The organism is Microbacterium testaceum (assembly GCF_001476285.1).
GTDB classification, from domain to species: domain Bacteria; phylum Actinomycetota; class Actinomycetes; order Actinomycetales; family Microbacteriaceae; genus Microbacterium; species Microbacterium testaceum_B.
The window spans coordinates 57334-72342 of record NZ_LDRU01000040.1; the positions used below are offsets into that span (position 1 = coordinate 57334).

General features: G+C 70.9%; 10 protein-coding genes. 7 read left to right on the forward strand and 3 right to left on the reverse strand.

What is annotated here, in order from left to right; translation table 11 throughout:
* The first annotated feature begins 106 nt into the window (after positions 1-106).
* Positions 107-2119, forward strand: a complete 2013-nt coding sequence (locus NS283_RS08475) for a hypothetical protein (protein WP_058596423.1) — start codon at positions 107-109, stop codon at positions 2117-2119.
* A gap of 71 nt (positions 2120-2190) precedes the next feature.
* Here NS283_RS08475 and NS283_RS08480 read toward each other — a convergent pair whose 3' ends face one another.
* The gene (locus NS283_RS08480; protein WP_193752652.1) at positions 2191-3063 is read right to left on the reverse strand and encodes a LysR family transcriptional regulator; all 873 of its coding nucleotides are present in this window, start codon (positions 3061-3063) and stop codon (positions 2191-2193) included.
* An 81-nt stretch (positions 3064-3144) separates the two neighbouring features.
* On the opposite strand from NS283_RS08480, the gene NS283_RS08485 reads away from it, so the two are divergent.
* The 5 genes from NS283_RS08485 to NS283_RS08505 all read left to right on the forward strand — a co-directional run bounded on the left by NS283_RS08485 (position 3145) and on the right by NS283_RS08505 (position 10667).
* Positions 3145-4368: an MFS transporter gene (locus NS283_RS08485; RefSeq protein ID WP_058596425.1), complete on the forward strand. Its 1224-nt coding sequence runs from the start codon at positions 3145-3147 to the stop codon at positions 4366-4368.
* Positions 4369-4526: 158 nt separating this feature from the next.
* Positions 4527-6170 (forward strand): AlkA N-terminal domain-containing protein, encoded by a 1644-nt coding sequence (locus NS283_RS08490; protein WP_058596437.1) that lies wholly within the window; start codon positions 4527-4529, stop codon positions 6168-6170.
* The gene (locus tag NS283_RS08495) at positions 6167-6661 is read left to right on the forward strand and encodes a methylated-DNA--[protein]-cysteine S-methyltransferase (protein WP_058596426.1); all 495 of its coding nucleotides are present in this window, start codon (positions 6167-6169) and stop codon (positions 6659-6661) included. Before NS283_RS08490 ends, NS283_RS08495 begins: the two co-directional genes overlap by 4 nt.
* Before the next feature lie 326 nt (positions 6662-6987).
* Positions 6988-8853, forward strand: coding sequence for an ABC transporter ATP-binding protein (locus NS283_RS08500; RefSeq protein ID WP_058596427.1), 1866 nt, complete (start codon positions 6988-6990; stop codon positions 8851-8853).
* Positions 8850-10667, forward strand: coding sequence for an ABC transporter ATP-binding protein (locus NS283_RS08505; protein WP_058596428.1), 1818 nt, complete (start codon positions 8850-8852; stop codon positions 10665-10667). The genes NS283_RS08500 and NS283_RS08505 overlap by 4 nt, the downstream gene beginning before the upstream one ends.
* A 222-nt stretch (positions 10668-10889) precedes the next feature.
* Here NS283_RS08505 and NS283_RS08510 read toward each other — a convergent pair whose 3' ends face one another.
* Both NS283_RS08510 and NS283_RS08515 read right to left on the reverse strand, forming a co-directional pair.
* Positions 10890-11726 (reverse strand): type IV toxin-antitoxin system AbiEi family antitoxin domain-containing protein, encoded by an 837-nt coding sequence (locus NS283_RS08510; protein ID WP_058596429.1) that lies wholly within the window; start codon positions 11724-11726, stop codon positions 10890-10892.
* A gap of 200 nt (positions 11727-11926) precedes the next feature.
* On the reverse strand, positions 11927-12379 hold the full coding sequence (locus NS283_RS08515; protein ID WP_058596430.1) for a GNAT family N-acetyltransferase: 453 nt from the start codon (positions 12377-12379) through the stop codon (positions 11927-11929).
* 175 nt (positions 12380-12554) lie between these two features.
* On the opposite strand from NS283_RS08515, the gene NS283_RS08520 reads away from it, so the two are divergent.
* On the forward strand, positions 12555-14774 hold the full coding sequence (locus tag NS283_RS08520) for an NADP-dependent isocitrate dehydrogenase (RefSeq protein WP_058596431.1): 2220 nt from the start codon (positions 12555-12557) through the stop codon (positions 14772-14774).
* Positions 14775-15009: the final 235 nt, after the last annotated feature.

A 15009-nucleotide genomic window follows, 5' to 3' on the forward strand; every position in this document is an offset into this window, starting at 1 on the left:
TGACGGCTCGGGCGCGGTGCGGACCGAACCCCCGCCCGCGCTCGACGCCCTGACGGCTCGGGTTCGGGTGGAAGGACACCCCCCCCATCGAAAGGATCCCCCTCCCATGAACGCACGATGGAGTGCGCGCATCACGGCGGCCCTCGCAGCCGTCGCCCTGGCGGTGCCGATCACGGCGGGCCCGGCGTCGGCCCTCGCGACCTCGTCCACCGCCACGGCCGAGGCCGCCCCGGCCGCGCCGCTGACGAACCTCGCCCATCTCGACTTCCTGCTCGACGAGGCCACCCCTCCCGCGGGCGTCGAAGGTCATTCGACCTACCGTCAGGCCGAGGAGCCCACCCTCCTCGCGCCGTGGACATACGCCGATGCCCGTGACGGCGGCACTTTCGAGCGTGTCGGTGGAGGTCCGCTCGACGCCGCGACCGGTCACTGGGGCCAGGGCGCGTACAACGCCGACGACAACACCCGCGCCGCCGTCGTCTACCTCCGGCACTGGAAGCAGACCGGCGACGCAGACAGCCGGCACAAGGCCTACGAGCTGTTGCGGACGGTCGCGTACCACCAGACGACGGACGGACCCTCGGCCGGCAACGTCGTGCTCTGGATGCAGCCGGACGGCGAGCTCAACCCGTCCGCCGAGCCCGTCGAGCTGCCCGACCCGTCCGACTCGGGCCCGAGCTATTGGACGGCACGCACGGTCTGGGCGCTGGGGGAGGGGTATGCGGCCTTCGTCGACGACGACCCCGACTTCGCCGCCTTCCTCAAGGAGCGGCTGGCCCTGTCGCGCGGCGCGATCGAACGCGACGTGCTGTCGAAGTACGGCCAGTACACCGAGGCCGACGGCGTGCGCGTGCCCGCGTGGCTCATCGTCGACGGGGCGGATGCCTCGGCCGAGGCCGTCCTCGGACTGACCGCGGCCGTCCGGGCCGGTGACGACACCTCGGCCACCGCGGCGCGACAGCTCGCCGAGGGCGTCGCGGCGATGGCATCCGGGAACACCCGTCAGTGGCCGTACGGCGCGATCCTGCCGTGGGCGCAGTCGCCCGCGATGTGGCACGCGTGGGGCTCGCAGATGCCCGCGGCCCTCGCCGAGGCGGGAGACCTCTTCGGCGACGATGCGCTCGTCGCCCCGGCGATCACGGATGCCACCAGCTTCACCACCACGCTGCTGACAGCGGGAGGGCCGGACAACGGCTGGTTCCCGAGCCCCACCGATCGCGTCCAGATCGCGTACGGTGCGGACTCGCGTGTGCAGTCCCTGCTCGCGCTGGCCGACACGACCGGATCATCGGCATTCGCCGAGCTCGCGGGACTGCAAGCCGCGTGGTTCTTCGGCGCGAACCATGCCGGAGCGCGGATGTACGACCCGTCGACCGGTGTGACCTTCGACGGCCTGCAGCCCGACGGGACCGTGAACCGGAACAGCGGCGCGGAGTCGACCATCCACGGGCTCTTGACCGCGCTCGCCCTCGACGCGCACCCCGAGGTGGCCGCGCGTGCGACGGCCCTCACGTCCGTCACCGACCGCGTCGGCCTGACGTTCGTCCAGGCGGAGGATGCCAGCTCCACCGACGGCACCGTGTCGACGCCGACGTCGTGGACGGGCGAGTCGAGCTGGTCGGGCGACGCTCTCACTCTGCAGCCCGGGCAGAGCGCGACGTGGGACATCGGCTCCGCAGACACGAAGCGCTGGGTCGAGCCGGTCGTGTTCTCGCAGCCGGGGGAGCAGTCGCTCTCGCGATGGCGCGGGAACGGGGCACTGAAGATCACCGGCCCCGCGCAGAGCATCTCACCGACCCCGGGTGCGCTGCTGCCGCGCGCTCTCACCGCGCCCGTGTCCGAGCGCCGGACGGAGCTGAACGTCACCGCCCAGCGCGGCGATCTGATGCTCGACGGACTCATCGTGCGGCCGTTCGTGTCGCGCCTCGTCCTCGAGGGCGCCGGAAGCCGCAGCGAGCTCGTGCAGTCGAGCGCGCCCGGTGCGCAGCGGACGACCGTCACGGGCGGCGGGACGGTGCGCGTCTACGACGCCCGCGGCGTGCTTCTGCGCACGGCGTCGTTCGACGGCGAGATCACGGTGGTCCTGCCCTCGGGCGGGTTCGCGGTCGCGGAGCGCTGAGCGCCGGCGGTGCCTGACCGCGGCGTCGACCTCGCGTGGGTCGGCGCCGCGGTGGCATCCGCTCACCGGGGTCACCCCGACGCGTGGATCGCCTCCACCACCGCCTGCACGTGCCGGCGGCGCACGGCTGCGGCGGCGACCGTCAGCGAGACGATCCACGGCGGGAGGTCGTCCGCGACCGGGCGGACGCGGCATCCGGTCGTCGGCACCACGTCGGGGATCACCGCGACTCCGAGCCCGGCGGCGACGTACTCGGGGACCGTCGCCAGTTCGCCGACCTCGGCCACGATGTGCCGGGCCATCCGACGGCGCTCCAGCTCGCCGTCGAGCTGCACGCGGTTGCCGAATCCCGGGAGCACGTCGATCCAGTCGTCGCCTGTGAGTTCGGCGAGGGCGATCGGCCCGTCGGCAAGGGCGAGCGGGTGCGCCTCGGGCAGCACGGCGACGTAGGGGAAAGAACCGAGCGGTCGCGAGACGGCACCGGATGCCGAGGGCAGAGCCGTCAGCGCCAGATCCAGCCGGTCGCGATCGAGGTCGTCGAAGAGCCCCCGCGAGCCGGTGGCCGAGACCGTGACCCGGACATCGACCAGCGGGTGCGTGCGACGGAGGCGGGCGAGGATCCGCGGGAGGTCGATGACCCGCAGGCCGGCGAAGGTGCCGATGCGCACGAGGCCGCGGACGCCGGTCCCCGACTCGGATGCCACTCCCCGCAGCGCGTCGAGATCGGCGAGCAGCGCGCGGGCGAGGGGGAGGAGCGCCTCGCCGGCGGGCGTCGGGCGGACAGCCTTCGTGGAGCGCTCGAACAGACGCACGCCCAGGTCGCGCTCGAGGCTTGCGAGACCCGCCGACACCGTCGACTGCGCGGCGAACAGGCGGGCGGCGGCGGCCGTGACATTGCGCTCGTCGGCGACCGTGACGAGGTATTCGAGCAGGCGCGTCTCCATGGCGCAATGATAGAGCTGATCGATCATCAGCATCGAAAACGTTCGTTTCCCTCGATGTCACGCCCGCGGCATCCTGAGCACATGACTTCCTCGATCGTCGTTCCGGTGGCCGTTCCGGCGACCACCGCGCGTCTCTCGCACCGGACCGGGTTCTGGGTCACGGCCGCCACGTTCCTCGCGCTCATGGCCTTCAACACGGTGCCGACGCCGCTCTACGCGCTGTACCAGGCGCGCGACGGCTTCCCCACGTTCCTCATCACGGTGATGTTCGCCGCGTACTCGATCGGCGTCATGGTGTCGCTGTACCTGGCCGGGCATCTCAGTGATCGCCTCGGTCGTCGCCCGCTCATCCTCGCGGCCACGGTGCTCGAGATCGTCGCGGCCCTGGTTTTCGTGCTGAGCGCCGACGCCGCGAGTGTCGTCGCCGCCCGCCTCGTCGCCGGGCTCGGCATCGGACTCCTGACGGCCTCGGCCACCGCGCATCTCGCCGATCTGCGGCGCCTGTCACATCCGGCATCCCCGGGTTTCGCCGCCACGGTCGCGGGTGTCGCGAACATGGGCGGCCTGGCCCTCGGTCCGCTGATCGGGGGCCTCTTCGCCGAGTTCAGCCCGGCGCCGCTCGTGCTGCCGTACATCGTCTTCTTCGTCGGGTTCCTCGCGCTCGGCCTCGCCTACGTCTTCGTTCCCGAGACGGTCGAGGTCGACCGCTCCTTCCGGTACCGGCCGCAGCGGGTCCGCATCCCCGCGGACGGACGGCGCGCCTACTGGGCTGCCGGGACCGCGGCCTTCGCGGTCACGGGGCTCTTCGGCTCGGTGGCCCCGACGTTCCTGGCCGGGCGGCTCGGCGTCACGGATCACCTCGTCGCCGGTGCGGTGTCGTTCTCGGTTTTCGGTGCCGCCGCCGTGTCGCAGGTCGTGTTCGCGGGCCGCTCCATTCGCACCCAATTGCGCCTCGGGCTGGTGGCGATGATCGCCGGGCTCCTCATGCTGGGCGCGGCGGACCTCTCTACCTCCGGCATCCTGTTCGTGAGCGGCGGCATCATCGCGGGAGCCGGCGTCGGGCTGCTCTTCCGCGGCGCTCTCGCCACGGCCGGGTCGCTCGCCGACCCCCGTACCCGCGGCGAGATCACCTCGGGCGTCTTCCTCCTCGCCTTCGCCGGGATGACCGTGCCGCCGCTGGCCGTCGGCATCGCGCTCCTCGCCCTCCCGCTGGTGCCGGTGTTCCTCGGCTTCGTCGTGCTGGTGCTGGCCCTGACGATCTGGGGCGGCCTGGTAATCCTGCGCGAGACCGCGCGGGTCGCCTGACGGATCGGCATCCGGCCCCGCGTCGTCGCTCGCCGAGTGTCCGCGGCACGCCGTGTCGGGCCGGGGGATGCGGCGTGTCGTGGACGCTCGAGCTCAGCCCCACGCTCGTGTCCGATTTCCGCCAGCCGATGTCGGAGGTCGGTGGCAGGGTGGATGCCATGACCCTCCCCGTTCCGACCGCTCCGGGCTTCGCCGAGCGCTACCGCGCGATCCAGTCGCGCGACCGGCGCTTCGACGGGCAGTTCGTCACGGCCGTGCGGTCGACGGGCATCTACTGCCGACCGAGCTGCCCCGCACGGACGCCGAGAGAAGCGAACGTCACCTTCTACGCCACCTCGGCCGCGGCGCACGAAGCGGGCTATCGCGCATGCAAGAGGTGTCTGCCCGAGGCCGCCCCGGGGTCGCCGCTGTGGGACGTGCGCGGCGACGTCGTCGCCCGTGCCATGCGCCTGATCGCCGACGGCGTGGTCGATCGCGAGGGGGTGCCGGGCCTTGCGCGGCGGCTCGGGTACTCGCCGCGCCACCTCACGCGCGTCCTCACCACCGAGCTCGGGGCGGGGCCTCTCGCCCTGGCTCGCGCGCATCGCGCGCACACCGCCCGTGCGCTGCTGGTCGGCACCGACCTCTCGTCGGCCGATGTCGCCTTCTCCGCCGGGTTCTCCAGCATCCGTCAGTTCACCGAGACGATCGGAGAGGTGTTCGGCATGCCGCCGCGCGAACTGCGCGCACGGCGCTCGCGGGCGTCCGGGGCGGAGGCCTCCGCGGGAGAGATCGATCTCGCCCTCCCCGTCCGCGGACCGATCGACACCACGGGCCTCTTCGGGTGGATGCGCGCCCACGCGATCCCGGGCGTCGAGGTCGGAGACGACCGGTCCTTCGCCCGGGTCGTGCGCCTGCCCGGCGGGCCCGGGTGGTTCGAGGTGCGCCTCGCCGACGACGGCCGGCTGCGCCTGCGCGCGCGCCTCACCGCCCTCGCCGACCTGGGCACGCTCATCGCGCGCGTGCGTCGCCTCTTCGATCTCGACGCCGATCCGCTGGCCGTCGACACCGAGCTGTCCCGGCATCCCGAGCTCGCCGCCGCCGTGGCGGCGATCCCCGGGGTCCGCGTCCCCGGCGCGATCGACGCGGGCGAGATGCTCCTGCGCGCGATGATCGGCCAGCAGATCAGCGTGGCCTCCGCCCGCACGATGCAGGGGCGGCTGACCGCCGAGCTCGGCGAGTCGGTCACGATCGGTCCCGAGCCGCTGACCCTGTTCCCGGATGCCGCGGCGATCGCCGATCGAGGACTCGAGGTGCTGCGCGGTCCCGGTGCCCGCATGCGGGCGATCGTGGGCGTCGCCGAAGCCCTGGCGGACGGCTCTCTCACGCTCGGACCGGGCGATGACGGCGTCGAGCAGCGCGAGCGGCTCCTCGCCCTCCGCGGGGTGGGCCCGTGGACGGCCGACTACGTCCGCATGCGGGTCCTCGGCGATCCCGACGTCCTCCTCCCCGGCGACGTCGCGGCGCGAGCGGGGGCGGCGGCCCTGGGCCTGCCGTCCGACCCGGCCGGCTTCACGGAGTGGTCCGCGCGGCTGGCTCCCTGGCGCAGCTACGCCATGGCTCACTACTGGTACGCCGCACCTGTCACCCAGGCGTGGCGGCTGTCGGGTGCCGAAACGGCGGCGGCCGCCGCGGTCCGACGGCCCGGGAAAGCCGTCACCCGCCGTCCGCCTGCCCCCGAGAGATCGCACCGCCGATCCGCGTCCCTCCCCACCGCCTCCGCGTCTCTCCCCACCGCACTCGAAAGCGAGCCCCGCCGATGAGCACCTCGACCCTGCAGTTCCTCGACACGCCCGACGGCCCCTTCGCGATCCTCGTCGACGCCGACGGACGCGTCCTCGTCTCGGGGTGGACCTCCGACGCGGAGGCGGTGCTCGCCCGTCTTCGGCCGGACCGTCGGCCCGACGAGGTCGTCGAAGGCACCACCGCCGCGGCCGACGCGGTACGCGCGTACTACGACGGAGAGCTCACCGCGATCGACGCGGTCGAGGTCCGCCAGTTCGGGACGCCCCTTCAGCAAGCGGGGTGGGACGCCCTGCGTCGCATCACGCCGGGAGCGCCGCTGACCTACACCGGCTTCGCCGCGGCGCTCGGCTCTCCCGCGGCCGTGCGTGCGGCGGCATCCATCTGCGCCCGCAACGCTCCGGCCCTCTTCGTGCCCTGCCACCGCGTTCTGCGCGGCGACGGCACGATGGGGGGATTCGCGTGGGGGACCGACGTCAAGCGGCGTCTGCTGGAGCGCGAGGCGGGGTGAGGCGAGGGGCGGTCGCGCGGTCGCTCTCGTGTGCTCGCCCCGATCCGACTCTTGCCCTCCGTCTTCTCACGGGGATATCCTGAAGGGCTGTCACACCCCCGGGCAGCTTCCGCTCATCTCAAGGAGGATGCCATGGACCACATCGACGCCCCCGTCGCCCGTGTCGCTGCGCCCTCCGTCTTTTCCGCGCGTCCTCACGGGCGCCACTAGGGCCTCTCGCCGGCGCTCGAGCGCCGCCCACCGCGCCCGTCCCGGCTGAGTGCCGGTGCCCTCGGCATCCCCTTTCCGCGCCCGATCCCGGCGCTCGCTTCGACCCCTTGAGGATCATGACTTCCGCTTCGCCTCGCCCGCACCTGTCCACCCCGCGCGCTCTCGCTCGGCTTCTGCCCATCGCGCGTCCCGTCATCCCGCGCCTCATCGCGGGCGCGGTCACGGCCCTCATCGCGAGCCTGCTGGCGCTGGCGATCCCGCTGGTGCTCGAGCAGATCGTCGCCGGACCCATCGCCTCGCTCGACCCCACCGCCCTCGTGTGGGGGTCGGTCGCCGTGCTCGCGCTCGGACTCGCCGAGGCGGCGATGGTGTGGCTGCGCCGCTGGTTCGTCCTCGCACCGGCGACGAAGGTCGAGTACGACCTGCGCCAGTCCTTCTACTCGCGCCTGCAGCGCCTGCCCGTCGCGTTCCACGACCGCTGGCAGTCGGGCCAGTTGCTGTCGCGCATGATGCAGGACATCAGCATGCTCCGCCGTTGGCTCGCCTTCGGCGTGATCCTGCTCGTGGTCAACCTGCTGACCATCGCGATCGGAGCGGTCCTGCTCTTCCGTTGGCACTGGTTGCTCGGTGCCCTGTTCCTCATCACGTCGGCCCCCGTCATCTACGTCGGCTTCCGCTTCGAGAAGCGCTACGGCGCCCTGACCCGTCAGAGCCAGGACCAGGCGGGCGACCTCGCCACCTCGGTGGAAGAGAGCGTCCACGGCATCCGTGTCCTGAAGGCCTTCGGCCGGGGGCGTCACGCCCTGCAGAAGTTCACCCGACAGGCCGAGTCGCTGCGCGAGACCGAGATCGACAAGGCGCGCGCCGTGGGCTGGATCTGGTTCTTCCTGGTGCTCCTGCCCGACATCGCCTTCGCGGTGTGCCTGGGCGCGGGCATCGTGCTGAACCAGCTCGGGCAGCTCCAGGTCGCCGAGCTCGTCGCGTTCTTCGCGATGGCGACGGTGCTGCGCTGGCCGATGGAGTCGATCGGATTCCTCTTCTCGTTCCTCCTCGACGCCCGTACCGCGACCGACCGCATCTTCGAGGTGTTCGACGAGCAGAACACGATCGTCGATCCCGAGAACCCGCGCACGATCGCGGAGCCCCGGGGCGAGCTCACCTTCGAGGGCGTGCACTTCCGGTATCAGGATGCCGCTGCCACCGAGCCCGATCTCATCGACGGCGTCGATCTGGTGCTGCGTCCCGGCGAGACGATGGCTCTCGTCGGTCTCACGGGCTCCGGCAAGACGACGCTCACGACCCTGCCCGGGCGCCTGTACGACGTCACGGGTGGACGCGTGCTGCTCGACGGCGTCGACGTGCGCGAACTGACCCTCGCCGAACTGCGCCGGCACGTGGGCATGGCGTTCGAAGACGCGACGCTGTTCTCGCAGACGGTGCGCGAGAACGTGCTGCTGGGTCGCGAAGACCTCGAGCCGGGCTCGGCCGAAGCCGACCGCATCCTGCGAGAGGCGCTGCAGGTCGCGCAGGCGCACTTCGTCTTCGACCTTCCCGACGGCCTCGACACCGTCATCGGCGAAGAGGGGCTGAGCCTGTCCGGCGGGCAGCGCCAGCGGCTCGCTCTCGCGCGCGCCGTCGCGGCGCGACCGGCCGTGCTGGTGCTCGACGACCCTCTGTCGGCGCTCGACGTCGACACCGAGGCCCTCGTCGAAGACGCCCTCCGCGAGGTGCTCAGCGAGACGACGGCCCTCGTCGTGGCGCACCGTCCCTCGACGGTGACGCTCGCCGACCGGGTCGCGCTCCTCGAGAACGGCCGAGTGACCGCCGTCGGCGCTCACTCCGACCTGCTCCGCGAGAGCGAGCACTACCGGTACGTCATCTCGAGCCTCGAAGAGGCGGAACGCGAAGCGCGCACCGGCGCGATCGACGTGATCCGCGCACATGACGACGACACCCTGACCGAGAAGGAGGCGACCCGATGAGCACCGCGACCGTCTCCGGAACCAGCGGCGAAGACCGCTCCGACTACACGCGCGACGAGAGCCGCGCGATCCGTCAGCGCTCGCTGCGTCTGCTCGGCTCGCTCGTGTCGCCCCTGCGGTGGCAGCTCGTCCTCGCGGCGGCCGTCCTCGTGGTGTCGACCGCGCTCCGCGTCGCCGGCCCCGCACTGATCGCGTACGGCATCGACAACGCGCTGCCCGCGGTGATCGATCGAGCCGATTGGATGCCGACCATCGGCGTCGTGGGCATCTACCTTCTGGCGGGTGTCGGCGGGGCCGTCCTGATCGGCTGGTACGTCGTGGTCGCCGCGCGGCTGACCCAGGCGGTGATGCTGGATCTGCGCAAGCGCATCTTCCTGCACACGCAGAAGCTGAGCCTCGAGTTCCACGAGTCCTACACCTCGGGGCGCATCATCTCGCGCCAGACGAGCGACCTCGACACCATCCGCGAGCTGCTGGACGGCGGCCTCAACGAACTCGTGTCCGGTGTGCTCTACGGTCTCTTCACGCTGGTCGCTCTGTTCCTCATCGACTGGCAGTCGGGGCTCATCCTGACGGTCATGGGCATCCCGATGTACCTGCTCATGCGCTGGTTCTACCGTCGCTCGCAGGTGATCTACCGCGAGTCCCGTGTGATCAGCGCGCAGGTCATCGTGAAGTTCGTCGAGACGATGACGGGGATCCGCGCCGTCAAGGCGTTCCGCAAAGAGCCCCGCAACGACGAGGAGTTCGGCAAGCTCGCCGGCGACTACCGCGACGTGAACATGCGCTCGATCCGTCTCTTCGGCACGTTCGAGCCCGGCATCATGGCGGTCGCCGCGGTGTCGGTGGCGGTCGTGCTGCTGTGGGGCGGCGGCCGCGTGATCGCGGGACCCCTCGAGATCGGTGTGCTGACGGCGGCCGTGCTGTACGTCCGCAACTTCTTCTCGCCGCTTCAGGAGGTCGCGTTCTTCCTGAACTCGTATCAGTCGGCGACGGCCGCGCTCGAGAAGGTGTCGGGCGTGCTGGAGGAGGAGCCCACCGTTCCCGACCCGACCGACCCGGTCGATCTGTGGGAAGCTCAGGGCCACGTCCGCTTCGACGAGGTCACCTTCGGCTACAGCGACGACCGCGTCATCCTGCCGAACTTCTCGCTCGATATCCCGGCGGGGCAGACGATCGCCCTCGTCGGCACGACCGGCGCGGGCAAGTCGACGCTGGCCAAGCTCGTGTCGCGCTTCTACGACCCCACGGCGGGCGCGGTCACCCTCGACGACGTCGATCTCCGCCGCCTGCACCCGAAGGACCTGCGCCGCGCGATCGTCATGGTCACGCAGGAGGCGTACCTCTTCAGCGGAACCGTGGCCGACAACATCGCGCTCGGAAAGCCCGACGCGACGATGGACGAGATCCGCACCGCGGCGCGCGCGGTGGGTGCCGACAGCTTCATCGAGAAGCTGCCCGACGGCTACGACACCGACGTGAACAAGCGCGGAGGCCGTGTCTCGGCCGGGCAGCGGCAGCTCATCTCCTTCGCCCGGGCGTTCCTCGCGAACCCCGCGGTGCTGATCCTCGACGAGGCGACCGCGTCGCTCGACATCCCGAGTGAGCGCCAGATCCAGGATGCGCTGCAGACCCTGCTCGCCGATCGCACCGCGATCATCATCGCGCACCGCCTCTCGACGGTCGCGATCGCCGATCGCGTGCTGGTGATGGAGCACGGCCGCATCATCGAGGACGACACTCCCGCCGCCCTCATCGCCGGCACGGGCAAGTTCGCCCAGCTCCACGCCGCCTGGCGCGAGTCTCTGGTCTGACCTCTCTCCGACCCGCGGATGCCACGCTCCCGCCGTCACGGTGGGGGGTGGCATCCGGGGTTTGGGGGTGGCTCCGTGGAGGGCTGTGCGTAACCGCAACGGATTCGGACCTGCGCAACAACCTCGGATGCCGGGGCACCCGCGGTCCGATTCCGGTGCGCCGATCCGAATCTGCTCGTGGTTCCGGTCGCCTCGCGCCACCCGGCCTGCTCCGAGCTGCACTCACGCCGCTACATGAAGGCCCTGGGCGAGAGCTGTCGCGATGACCCTCTCGACGGCTGGCCAGTCCGTAACGACGTCGCGATAGGTGAAGCGCAAGACCGTGTACCCGCGCGCAATGAGCTCTCGATCGTGGTCGAGGTCGCGCTGTCGGTCTTTGGGGGTCGAGTGGAAGGCGAAGCCGTCGAGCTGGACGACGAGTCGATCGCCGATCAGGACATCGACGTGATGTCCCGCAATCAACACCTGCTGGCGGATCGCTACGCCCCACGGAGAGAGACGAACGACGAAGATCGTCTCGAGCCCAGAGTCGGACTCCCCCCGCGAGACGGAGGCGAGTCGGCGCGCCACGGGCGAGCGCCAGTGGACGTTGGCGATGACGTCCGGGTGTAACCGTTCGCGGCGCAACGCCGACTCCCACACGACCAGGGCCTGTTCGAACGATAGGCAGCTTGCCACGTGCTCGAGGCTGTCGAGCATCGACTCGACGAGCTGATGCGGCGGCAGCGGGACGAGCGGCGACGACCAATGCGCGACGACACCCTCTCCCGGAGGGCGCCCGTCGGCCTTCACGGTGACATGGAGCGAATCGCCGACGCCCGGGGGGATCCACCACCCGCGGAACGCTGCGGCGCTGACGCACGCGAGCCGTGCCGACGACCGCGCGGCCTGCACGAGGGCGGCCGGAGCGTTCGTCGAGGCGACCCAGTAACGCCGCACCCGGTCGACCTCGCCCCGCGTGATGGCTGTGCGCAGACGACTCGCGGGGACACCGGCATCCAGAATCTGCTGCCGATGCACGATGCCGCCGTGCTCTGCCACCCACTTCGCGATGTCCATCGCTTCACCCTGCCCGCGCGAGCGTCGCGCCGCGTGGCAACAGCGGTCAACGGTGCACGGGTTGGGGAAGTTCGCGTTTGTGGAGGGAAGGCCCCACCGTCACCGAATCGGAACGGTGCAGCGGATTCGGACGAGCGAGCGGATCTGAGCCGAATCCGCTGCCCGAATCCGATTCTGTTGATCAGCCCACGCGCCGCGCGTCAGACGCTGACGCGCGCGATGACCTCGCCGTACTCGGTCTCGCCGACGGGCTGGAAGCCCACGCGCTGGAAGAAGGCCTCGGGGCCACCGACGCCCGGTTCGTAGATGACGTCGACGTGGTCCATGCCGCGCTCGCGCGCCTCGGCGAGCACCGCGGCGATCGCGTAGCTGCCGACGCCGCGGCCCTGCTCGTCCGCGTCGACGTTGATGCGCCACAGGACGGAGCGGAAGTGCTCTTCGTGCGCGTCGGGATCGAAGTTGGCGCTGACGAAGCCCACGACCTCGTCGCCGTCGAGCACCACGCGCTGCCACGACGTCGAGGGGTTCATGACGGTGGCGGCGATGCCGTAGCTCACCGGGGCCAGGAACTGTTCCTGTCCGGGCTTCAACGACAGCGTGTTGACCGCCACGATCGTGGCGGCGGACAGTTCGACGAGACGAAGGTCGGCCATGCGCCCAGGCTATCGGCCCGACGGGGGTGTGCAACCTTCGGGATGCCGCATAGTCACGGACGAAACCCGCAAGGGGCCGTCGCGACGACCACCGAATTATCTTGACATCAAGAGACTTTGCCGACGTGCGATAGGCTGAAACCACACCCTGGCCGCCTCTACGGAGAGATCTGACGTGCCCGATTCCACCATCATCTACACGTACACCGACGAGGCGCCGGCTCTCGCCACCGCGTCGTTCCTGCCCATCGTGCAGGCTGTCACGAAGCAGGCGGGGGTCGACGTCGAGACCCGCGACATCTCGCTCGCCGGCCGCATCCTCGCGGCCTTCCCCCAGCGCCTCACCCCCGAGCAGCAGGTGGGCGACGCGCTCGCCGAGCTCGGCGGTCTCGCGACGCTGCCCGAGGCGAACATCATCAAGCTGCCGAACATCTCGGCATCCATCCCGCAGCTGAAGGCCGCGATCGCCGAGCTCCAGTCGCAGGGCTACGACATCCCCGACTACCCGGACGAGGCGACGAGCGTCGAAGACAAAGACGTGCGCGCGCGCTACGACCGCATCAAGGGTTCCGCGGTAAACCCCGTGCTGCGCGAGGGCAACAGCGACCGCCGCGCCCCGCTCGCGGTGAAGAACTACGCGAAGAAGCACCCGCATCGCAACAAGCCGTTCGGCGAAGGCTCGAAGACCCGCGTCGCCACGATGGGCCACGACGACTTCTTCTCGAACGAGAAGTCGGTCGTGATCGCCGACGACGACGTCCTGTCGATCCAGCACGTCGCCGCCGACGGCACCGTCACCACGCTCAAGGAGGGCCTGAAGGTCCTCCAGGGTGAGATCGTGGATGCCACCTTCCTCTCGGCCGCGGCCCTCGACGCGTTCCTCGCCGACACGCTCGAGCAGGCGAAGGCCGACGACGTGCTCTACTCGGTGCACCTCAAGGCCACGATGATGAAGGTCAGCGACCCGATCATCTTCGGTCACGTCGTGAAGGCGTTCTTCGCCGACGTGTTCGACCGCCACGGCGACGCCCTCGCTGCTGCCGGTCTCACGCCCAACGACGGTCTCGGCTCGATCCTCGCGGGTCTGGCGAACGTCGACGGTGGCGACGCCATTGCTTCCGAGATCCGCGACGCCCTGGCATCCGGCCCCCGCCTGTCGTACGTCAACAGTGACAAGGGCATCACCAACCTGCACGTTCCGTCCGACGTGATCGTGGATGCCTCGATGCCGGCCCTCGTGCGCAACGGCGGCAAGCTGTGGGGCGTCGACGGGGGAGAGGACGACACCCTCGCCGTCATCCCCGACTCCTCGTACGCCGGGGTCTACCAGGCGACGATCGAGGATGTCATCGCCAACGGCCCGCTCGACCCGGCCACGATCGGTTCGGTGCCGAACGTCGGGCTCATGGCCCAGGCCGCCGAGGAGTACGGCAGCCACGACAAGACCTTCGAGATCGCCGCGCCCGGCCGCGTGCAGGTCGTCGCCTCGAACGGCGACGTGCTGCTCGAGCACGAGGTGAACGCGGGCGACATCTGGCGCGCGACGCAGACCAAGGACGTGGCCGTGCGCGACTGGGTGAAGCTCGCCGTGACCCGCGCCCGCGCGACCGGCGCGCCCGCCGTGTTCTGGCTCGACGAGAACCGCGCGCACGACCGCAACCTCATCGCCAAGGTCAACGAGTACCTCGCCGACCACGACACCGAGGGGCTCACGATCGAGATCCTCGCCCCCGCCGAGGCCACCAAGTACTCGCTCGAGCGCATCCGCCGCGGCGAGGACACGATCTCGGTCACGGGCAACGTGCTGCGCGACTACCTCACCGACCTGTTCCCGATCCTCGAGGTGGGCACGAGCGCCAAGATGCTCTCGATCGTCCCGCTGCTCGCCGGCGGTGGCCTGTTCGAGACGGGCGCCGGCGGTTCGGCTCCCAAGCACGTGCAGCAGCTCGTGCAGGAGGACTACCTCCGTTGGGACTCGCTCGGTGAGTTCTTCGCCCTCGCGGCGTCTCTCGAGCACCTCGCCGACACCACGGGCAACGAGCGCGCTCGCGTCCTCGCCGAGACCCTGGATGCCGCGACCGGCACGTTCCTCGAGAACGACAAGTCGCCCGGCCGTGCCCTCGGCACGATCGACAACCGCGGCAGCCACTTCTACCTCGCGCTGTACTGGGCGCAGGAGCTGGCGAAGCAGACGAAGGATGCCGACCTCGCCGCGGTCTTCGCGCCGGTCGCCGAGAAGCTCGCGGTCGAGGAGCAGACCATCGTGTCCGAGCTCAACGCGGTGCAGGGCCACCACGCGGAGATCGGCGGCTACTACCGCCCCGACACCGCGCTCGTCGAGAAGGTCATGCGCCCGTCCGCGACCCTGAACGCGGTGGTCGACGCGCTGCGCTGAGTCGCTGACACGCTGAACCCGGGAGGGGCGGATGCCACTGGCATCCGCCCCTCTGCCGTCGCGACGCGCCCCCGGACGGGATCGCGCCCGCGTCCCACGGCCCGCCGGGACCGGTCGAGTGTCCAAGACACGCCGTAACGGCCGCCCCGATTACGGCGTGTTTTGGACGCTCAACGGGGGCTGCTCGGGCCCGGGGTGCGGGCGCGGAGACGACGAAGGGGGCGGATGCCATGGC